At 68.9% G+C, this 7,886-nt stretch carries 8 protein-coding genes; 3 read left to right on the top strand and 5 right to left on the bottom strand.

Features of this window, described 5'->3' with window-relative positions; translation table 11 throughout:
- Positions 1–179: 179 nt before the first annotated feature.
- The 4 genes from ACFVH0_RS40210 to ACFVH0_RS40195 form a co-directional block, all read right to left on the bottom strand.
- On the bottom strand, positions 180–1,832 hold the full coding sequence (locus ACFVH0_RS40210; RefSeq protein WP_385828390.1) for a TlrC/CarA/OleB/SrmB family ABC-F type ribosomal protection protein: 1,653 nt from the start codon (positions 1,830–1,832) through the stop codon (positions 180–182).
- 362 nt (positions 1,833–2,194) lie between these two features.
- Positions 2,195–2,971 (bottom strand): VOC family protein, encoded by a 777-nt coding sequence (locus ACFVH0_RS40205; protein WP_385828389.1) that lies wholly within the window; start codon positions 2,969–2,971, stop codon positions 2,195–2,197.
- 341 nt (positions 2,972–3,312) lie between these two features.
- Positions 3,313–4,122, bottom strand: coding sequence for an aminoglycoside N(3)-acetyltransferase (locus ACFVH0_RS40200; RefSeq protein ID WP_385828388.1), 810 nt, complete (start codon positions 4,120–4,122; stop codon positions 3,313–3,315).
- Positions 4,123–4,292: 170 nt separating this feature from the next.
- Positions 4,293–4,823: a CGNR zinc finger domain-containing protein gene (locus ACFVH0_RS40195; RefSeq protein WP_385828387.1), complete on the bottom strand. Its 531-nt coding sequence runs from the start codon at positions 4,821–4,823 to the stop codon at positions 4,293–4,295.
- Between the two features lie 25 nt (positions 4,824–4,848).
- Between ACFVH0_RS40195 and ACFVH0_RS40190 the strand changes: the two genes are divergently transcribed.
- Both ACFVH0_RS40190 and ACFVH0_RS40185 read left to right on the top strand, forming a co-directional pair.
- The gene (locus ACFVH0_RS40190) at positions 4,849–5,352 is read left to right on the top strand and encodes a GNAT family N-acetyltransferase (protein WP_385828386.1); all 504 of its coding nucleotides are present in this window, start codon (positions 4,849–4,851) and stop codon (positions 5,350–5,352) included.
- Positions 5,349–6,686 (top strand): MFS transporter, encoded by a 1,338-nt coding sequence (locus tag ACFVH0_RS40185; protein WP_385828385.1) that lies wholly within the window; start codon positions 5,349–5,351, stop codon positions 6,684–6,686. Before ACFVH0_RS40190 ends, ACFVH0_RS40185 begins: the two co-directional genes overlap by 4 nt.
- On the opposite strand, the gene ACFVH0_RS40180 is transcribed toward ACFVH0_RS40185, so the two are convergent.
- A complete protein-coding gene (locus tag ACFVH0_RS40180) occupies positions 6,646–7,239 on the bottom strand; it encodes a GNAT family N-acetyltransferase (protein ID WP_385828384.1) in 594 nt (197 codons plus the stop codon). The genes ACFVH0_RS40185 and ACFVH0_RS40180 overlap by 41 nt on opposite strands.
- Before the next feature lie 151 nt (positions 7,240–7,390).
- Between ACFVH0_RS40180 and ACFVH0_RS40175 the strand changes: the two genes are divergently transcribed.
- A complete protein-coding gene (locus tag ACFVH0_RS40175) occupies positions 7,391–7,828 on the top strand; it encodes a GNAT family N-acetyltransferase (protein WP_385828383.1) in 438 nt (145 codons plus the stop codon).
- The last annotated feature ends 58 nt before the right edge of the window (positions 7,829–7,886 follow it).

The following is a 7,886-nucleotide window of genomic DNA, read 5'->3' as shown; positions in this document are numbered from 1 at the left end:
GCCCCCGCGGTCCGGCGATCAGCAACCTAACCCCGGAAACCCCCGCGACCAGCCGCCAAGAACGGCAGCGGGCAATTCTTATGGATGCCTTAAGGCATTCCTCAGACTGCGATCACTCAAGGGAGTTTCCGTCCCCCGGACGGCGGCCCCGGGGGACGGATCCCCGGAGTGACGGTGGCTCAGGCCGCCCCGAGCTCCGTGATCCGCCCGTGGTTCATGGTGAGCCGGACGCCGGTGAACCGGGACCGCATCCGCCGGTCGTGGGTCACGACGACCACGGCACCCCGATAGTCCACCAGCGCCTGTTCCAGTTCCTCGACGAGCACCGGAGTGAGGTGGTTGGTGGGCTCGTCCAGCAACAGCAGGTCCATCGGGTCGCTCACCAGGCGGGCGATCTCGATCCGGCGCCGCTGTCCGTACGACAGGTCCTTCACCCGTCGCCGCAGGTCGGACGGGCTGAACAGGCCCAGGCAGAGGAGTTTCTCGGCGTGGTCCTCCAAGTGGCCGGGCCGGCCGTGGGCGAAGGCCCGCAGTACGGTCAGCCGAGGCGGCCAGGGCGTCGCGTCCTGCCGCAGGTGCCCGACCCGGCAGCCGACGCGTACCGAGCCGCTCTCCGGTGCCAATTCCTCGGAGAGCACCCGAAGCAGGGTGGACTTGCCCGCGCCGTTGGGACCGGTGATCAGCAGCCGCTCCCCCGGACGGATCCGCAGGGAGGCGACGGAGAGACGGTCCGCGACGCGCACCTCGGTGAGCTCGGCAACCGTCTCCTCCGCCTCCGGGCCCACCGTGTCGATGCGGGCGGCGAAAGACAGTGGGTCGGCGGGGGCCAGGACCGGGTTCCCGGTCAGCTGGGCCACGCGTTGTTTGGCGTTGCGGATCCGCACCATCGCGCCGTGGTCACGTCCGCGCCTGCGATAGGCGCCGTGACCGAACACGGAGAGGGCCGTCTTGCGCGGAATGTTGTCCATCCGCGCGACGTTGGAGGCGATCAGCCCCCGGTTCCGGTCGAGTTCGGCGCGCCACTCCTCGTACTCCCGCAGCGCTCGCTCGCGTTCCACGGCCTTGGCTGTCAGATATCCCTCGTAGCCGTCGCCGTAGCGGGTGACACGCCCGGCGCCGACCTCCAGGATCGTGGTGGTGAGCCGGTCGAGGAACACCCGGTCGTGGCTGACCGCGATGACCGTGCCGCGATGGCCCCGAAGGTGGTCCTCCAGCCATTCCACGGCCCCGTCGTCGAGGTCGTTGGTCGGCTCGTCGAGCAGCAGCAGTTCCGGCGCCGAGGCCAGGGTCGCCGCGAGTGCGAGCCGGGAGCGCTCGCCGCCGGAGAGGGCGCCGAGCTTCCGGCCGCGGTCCAGGCCCGGCAGCCCGAGGCCGTGCAGCGCGACCTCCACCCGTACGTCGGCCTCGTAGCCGCCACGCGCCTGGTACTGCTCGATGAGGCCGGAGTAACGCCGAAGGATGGTGGACAGTACGGATTCGGATCCGTCCGCGTCGTGCTCGGCCAGCTCCGCCTCGGCCCGGCGCATCGCCGCTTCGAGCTCGCGCAGATCGGACAGGGCCAGGTCGACGGCGTCCTGGACGGTGGCGTCGAGCGGCAGTTCCAGCGTCTGCGCCAGATAGCCGATGCCACCGGGGGCGATCACGGTGAGCATGCCGTTGTCGGGCTGCTCGTGTCCGGCGAGGACCTTGAGCAGTGTGGATTTACCGGATCCGTTGTCGCCGATCACACCGACCTTCTCGCCCGGTCTGATGCTGAAGCCGACCCGGTCGAGCACGACGACGTCGTGGTATCGCTTGGTGATGTCATGGAAGGCGAATTGCGCAATCGACACGCGTGTGTCTCCTGTTCCCGGATGAGGATGGGGGCATGCGTGAACGCGCTGCGCGGAGCTGCCGGCGAAAGGGGCACGGCCGGGGAGCACCGACACGGACGCCGCCGCAACGGACCGAACCGGTGCGGTGGGGTGTCAGCAGCACGCTGCTGGATACGGCGACGGAGTCCAGCTCAACGCCGCGCATCCTCATCTGTCACAGAGATCCCATGGGGTGAACCGTAGGCGGGGGCTGGAAGCCCGGCAAGCGGATTTCAGCCCCACTCGCGTGAGGCTCCTGTCGGCGGGAGGCCGCTTTGAGCGGGTGGATGCTTGCAGCGGGTGGATGCCGTCCGTGGTCGTGGTGCGAGCAGGGGCTGCCGTCATGGGCCGGACACGGTGAAGAGCGCACCGTACGGGTCGCGGATGATGAAGGCGTCCTTCGACGGGTCGTCGAGTGCGGGAACCAATGACGATTCACCACCGGAGTCGAAGGCGGCGGCAGCGGCGCGGGCGCTGTCCGCGACGCGGAAGTGGACGATCCACCGGGGCCGGATTCTGGGGTCCGCAGCGGTTTCGATGCCTCCTCCGCGCAGGGTGGCAACGGTGCGGCCTTCGAGCTTGACGCGGACATGATCCTGCGCGTAGTCGACCGTGCAGCCGCTGGGAGGTTCGGCCCAGTCGAAGATCCCCGCGTAGAAGATGGCCGCCTCGAACGCGTGGCGTGTCTGCAGGTCCAGTCGCGCGGGGGCGCTGCCCCGCCCCACCGACCAGGCGAGGGCCATGCCTTCCCAGAGACCGAAGACGGCCCCGTCCCGGTCGGCCGCGATCGCCGCACGGCCCTCGGCCAGTTTCACCGGCCCGACGGCGAGTGTGGCGCCGCGTTCCCTGATCCGGTCCGCGGTTTCGTCGGCGTCGTCCACGGCGAAGTACGGGGTCCAGACGGCGGGCGGGCTGGCGGTGGGGTCACAGCAGCCGATCCCGGCGACGGGCCGGTCGTGCGCCATGGCGACGGAGAAGTTGCCGCCGAGGGCGCTCGCGACAAAATCCCAGCCCATGACGTCGGTGTAGAAGGTCTGCGCCGCGTCCAGATCGTGAACGATCAGGCTGACCCAGCAGGGAGCGCCGCTTGCGTGCCTGATCCTTCCGAGGGCCGGCATTCGATGCTCCTTCGCGTCACTCGTCGCTGCCGATGGCCCACGGGCTGCGCCTCGATCCTCGTGAACGACTCGTCCACGTCACGATGGTGCGCCGTGAGTTCCGCGATCGCTCGCCTCCCACACCAACGGCTCGGCCCTGTCTCCGTAACCGACCGTCGTACGGGATTCGCCCGTCGGTGACCGACGTCTGGCGATCGGCAGGCCGAGTTCGTGATCTAACCGTGTACCTCGTACTGCCCCACCGCACCTCAGCACTCCTGCTCCCGCGCCCGATCCCACACCGGCCGGGCCGGCGAGGGTGCCCCGCGGCCCTCCCCGGCGGCCGGGCGGCGCGGATCCGGTCATGTCGTGGAAGTGCGCGGACGGTACTCGGACAGCCAGCCCTCGGCGTACGCGACGGCGTCGGCCAGGTCGAACAGCCGGGCCTGCCCACCGCCCACCGTTCCTCGCACCACCGGGCGTTCGTTCTCGAAGGCCGCACCGAGTTCGTCGAAGCGGTCCGAGGAGATCGAGGTGTCACGCACGGTCTCCCACTTACGGCCCTGCGGAGTCATGACGGCGAAGGAGTTGTCCGTCCGCGGCGAAGGAACCCGGTATTCGGCCAGGTGGAACGCCGTGCAGGATTCGAATCCCGCCCCCAGGAGAAGCACCCGCGCCCGGCCCTCCTCAAGCCGGGCGAGGGGGCTGTGCTCGCCGAGCCGGCAGTCGAGCGCGTGGCCGTCCACGATCGCGGCGGCGCGTGGGCCGAGGGCCGCGAAGGAGGTCTGCGGATGACAACTGCGGACCGCACCGGGCCAGTTACGTACGGTCTCCGGGATGACACCGACGCCGAGGGTGGGAGTGGTCCGCGCGTCAAAGGCCGGCATCGAGGCACGGATCTCCGCCCACCACGCCTCGGGCACGGGCGGGTTCCCCCAGTACGCCGGATCCGAATTGTCACCGGAGTGGGTCGGCACCACCAGAGTCCCGCTTTCGCCGAGGGCATCGAGGAGCGCCATGACGACGACGCCGGAACCACCGCAGACCCAGCCGAGCGAACTGAGCGAGGAGTGCACAAGAAGGGTCTCACCGGTGCGCAGGCCCATTGCGCGGAGGTCGGTGACGAGCGAGTCGCGGGTACACATCGGGCCGGTCGAAGGCTTGGTGGGCATAACCGGTCAGTGTCCAGGCACCTATCCACCCGGGCCACCGATTTACGTGTCGAGGCCGGCGTCGGCCGCGACCACCGGGCCTGCGGTGCACATGCCCCCCCAGCACTGACCAGCGTCTTTGCGGTGAGGCCGGCGGAGCGTACGGGGGGGGCAGAACCCGGGGTGCCACGTCAGGGTGGGGTCAGGGCGCGGTTCGCACGGTGTCGACGTACCGCGTCGCGGTTGGCGCACCTCTGGGAGCAGTAGCGCTGCCGCCCCGTACGGGAGGTGTCGGCGAAGATCACGGTGCACTCGACCACGGCGCACCGCCGGAGCCGCCGCATACCCCGTCCCGCCAGATGCAGCGCGGTGCCGACGGAGATCAGCGAGAACAGCAGGGGGCCGAGCGACTGACGGTCGTCGCGGTAGTGCAGGTGCCAGCCGTCTTCGGCGTGGTCGGTCAGCCTCGGGTGGGCGGCGGCCGCAGCCAGCATCCGGTTGAGCAATTCGGCGCGCTCGTGCTCGTCGTCGGCATCGACGACGTTCTCCCACGCGTCCAGCACTTCATGGGTGCGGTCGAGATCCTGTGCCGTGACCGGAAGCTCAAGTACCAGGCCCGCCGCGCGGCAGCGGTCGGCGAGTTCCTCGGCGTTGGCCGGGCGCCTGTTCGCCAGGTCCGCGGTCAGGTTCACGACGTCCTCGCCGTAAGGGTTGAGATGCATAAGACCATTACACCAGTCTGGTGGCATGAGATCACGCACTGAGAACGGCGCCGATGTACGGCAGGCGGCGGAGGACGACATCGCGGAACTCGTGCGCCTGCGGGCGATGTTGTTCGAGAACCTCGGCGGCGACTTCTTCGACCCCGCGTCGGGAGGCGGCGACTGGCCGGCTGCCCTGGCCACAGTGTTCAAGGAGCAGTTGTCCACCGACACCGCTTCCGACACCGTACGCATCCTTGTCGTGGACGGTGAGAACGGCCTCGCCGCCTGTGGCATCGGCACGATCGAACAGCGACTGCCCGGCCCGCACCTGCGCAACGGTCGGATCGGGCAGGTGATCGGCGTGGTCACCGACCCGAGGTACCGGCGGCGCGGTCACAGCCGCTCGATCATGCGGGGGTTGCTCGACTGGTTCCGGGAGAGTGACGTCGCCCGAGTCGACCTGTACGCCTCCGTCGAGGGCGAACCGCTCTATCGCGACCTCGGCTTCACCAACCACCCCGACCCGTCGCTGTACTGGCGCCCGTGACCCCCCGACACCGGCTCTCCCCCGCCCCCTCTGCTCCCCACACTCGTCCCTTCCGTTGGGTCGTCCTCGGCATCGCCACCTTCACCCAGGCAGCGTCCGGCTTCTTCGTGCAGGGCATCGGAGCCATGGGCATTCATCTCCAGCACCAACTCGAACTGAGTACAGCCCAGTTGGGCCTTCTGATCTCGGCAGCCCAATTGGCTCCGCTGGTCGGCCTGCTGGTGGCCGGGGAGTTGCTGGACCGCTACGACGAGCGCTGGGTCGTCGGGGCGGGCGCCTGCTCGGTGGCGGTGACCCTGTGCGCGGGCAGCCTCGCGCCGGGATACGGGGCCCTGCTCTGTGTCCTGCTGGTGGTAGGCGCGGGATACAGCACGGTTCAGCCCGGCGGGAGCAAATCGGTCGCGTCCTGGTTCGACACTTCCCGGCGAGGCTTCGCGATGGGCATTCGCCAGGCCGGTCTGCCACTGGGCGCCGCGCTCGCCTCGGCGGTGCTCCCCTACCTCGCGATCACGTTCGGTTGGCGATCGACACTCCTGGCCGGTGGCCTCGTCGCGCTACTGGGATCCGCCGTCTTCATGGGCTTCTACCGCCGGCCGCCCACCGAGACCGTCGAAACCAGCCACATCATCCCGCACGTCAAAGGGCCGCGTGTCCCGCTCAGGTCCCGACTCGGCATCCGGCTACGCATGCTCCGCGAACCATCGATGGCGAAGATCATGCTGTCCGGGACGACCCTGATCTCGGTGCAGTCCGGCGTGGGCATCCTGACGGTGCTGCACCTGCACGAAGTGGCGTCCGTCGGCGCCGGCACTGCGGCCCTTGTCCTGGTGGTGGCCCAAGGAGCGGGCGTCGTGGGCCGTATCTGCCTGGCTGCGTGGAGCGACCGCAGCAGATCCGGCCGGTACGTCTCCGTCATGACCTGCATGGTCGCCGTGATCGTCGGAATGGCAGCGCTGATGACACCACTGGGCCGATCACCCACCATCGCCTGCTGCGTGCTCGTCTGGCTCGGGTTCTTCGGCTTCGGCTGGTACGGCCCGTGGGTCGCCTACGTGACCGAATCCGCCCCAACGGGCAGAACCGGCTTCGCCCTCGGGCTGGCCATGTCCGCCAACCAGATCGCCATCGTCACGGTGCCACCCGCACTCGGCCTGCTCAAGGACCTCACACACAGCTTCGTCCCGTCCTGGGCACTCCTCACCACGATGACCGCCGCCGCCTTGGTCATCTCGGCCGGCGCAGAGCACCGACGTCGCCACCCGCCTTCCTCGCAACAGACGGACTTCGCCCGGTTCACATCGCGTTCGACGCAGCATCCAGAGGACGGTCCCTGAGTCCGCCGGCCAGGTGCAGTTCGGTGAACTCATCGACGATCATGCCCATCAGGACGAGATCGTGGTGCCGTCCGGCCATGAACACATGATCGCGGAGCCGACCCTCCTCGACGAATCCGAGCCGACGGTGAAGTGCCAGCGAGGCCTCGTTGTGCGCGAAGATCCGTACCTGGCACTTGTGGAACCGCCGCTCGGCGAACATGTAGCGCAGCAACAGCAGTACGGCTTCCGCCGCGTACCCATTGCGTCGGAACTCGGCACCTATCGTGATGCCGTACTCGAACCAGCCCGAACGCGCGTCGGCGTGGAACGATCCCACAGCGCCGACGACTTCCCCCGTGTCGGCAGCTTCGATTGCCAACTGGAAACAGTCACCGTCGGACTTGACGACGGCCTGCTCCTTCGCCCGGGCACGATGGCTCTCGGCAGAACGGGGCGGGTTCAACAGGTCCCCCAGCCGCTCCTCGTCCTCGGCGAAGCGCATGAGCGCGGTCCAGTCGTCCGGCTCGATCCCACGTAGACGTATCCGCTTTCCCGTCCAGAACGAAGTCATCCCGTCATCGAATCACGCACCGGGATTCGCCGTCCAGGACATTCTCCATCAATCACAACACCAGCCTGACCAGGTACTTCGCGATGGGGATCGTGACCCACGCAACCGTTCCCTCCCCGCGTTCGCGGGACCTGTCGGTAGGGTCACGTCCATGAGCGTCGAGGTGGAGGTCGTCCGCGAGACGACCGATGAAGTGGTGGAGGCAATCGCTCGCCTGCTGCCCCAGCTTTCGAGTACCGCCGGCGCGCCCGACCGGGACTCGGTGGCCCGATCGGTGCGCAGTGACACCAACACCCTGCTGGTGGCCAGGATCGACGGCCGAGCGGTCGGCATGCTGACTCTGATCATGTTTCCGTTGCCGTCGGGGCTGCGGGGCCGCATCGAGGATGTCGTGGTCGACGAGGCGGCGCGGGGTCACGGAGTGGGAGCGGCGCTGACGGAGGAGGCGCTTCGCCTGGCCGGGGCGGCTGGGGCGCGGACAGTCGATCTCACCTCTCGTCCGTCCCGCCGGTCAGCGAATCGGCTGTACGAACGCCTGGGGTTCCGGGCCCGTGAATCCACGGTCTACCGGTTCGTTGTGCGGCCGTAGACGCGACCATGCGGGTGCGCTGACCGATGCGGCAGGCTTGGCCCACCGTCCGTCGTGC

Source organism: Streptomyces sp. NPDC127117 (assembly GCF_042677325.1).
Classification (GTDB): Bacteria; Actinomycetota; Actinomycetes; order Streptomycetales; family Streptomycetaceae; genus Streptomyces.
Note: the sequence above shows the minus strand (reverse complement) of the source record. Positions and strands in the feature narration are given on the sequence as shown.

Excerpts from the sequence above, each read along its gene's own strand:
- ACFVH0_RS40205 (WP_385828389.1), bottom strand. The coding sequence starts at position 2,971 with ATGCCGGCCCTCGGAAGGATCAGGCACGCAAGCGGCGCTCCCTGCTGG.
- ACFVH0_RS40200 (WP_385828388.1), bottom strand. The coding sequence starts at position 4,122 with ATGCCCACCAAGCCTTCGACCGGCCCGATGTGTACCCGCGACTCGCTC.
- ACFVH0_RS40195 (WP_385828387.1), bottom strand. The coding sequence starts at position 4,823 with ATGCATCTCAACCCTTACGGCGAGGACGTCGTGAACCTGACCGCGGAC.
- ACFVH0_RS40190 (WP_385828386.1), top strand. The coding sequence starts at position 4,849 with ATGAGATCACGCACTGAGAACGGCGCCGATGTACGGCAGGCGGCGGAG.
- ACFVH0_RS40180 (WP_385828384.1), bottom strand. The coding sequence starts at position 7,239 with ATGACTTCGTTCTGGACGGGAAAGCGGATACGTCTACGTGGGATCGAG.
- ACFVH0_RS40175 (WP_385828383.1), top strand. The coding sequence starts at position 7,391 with ATGAGCGTCGAGGTGGAGGTCGTCCGCGAGACGACCGATGAAGTGGTG.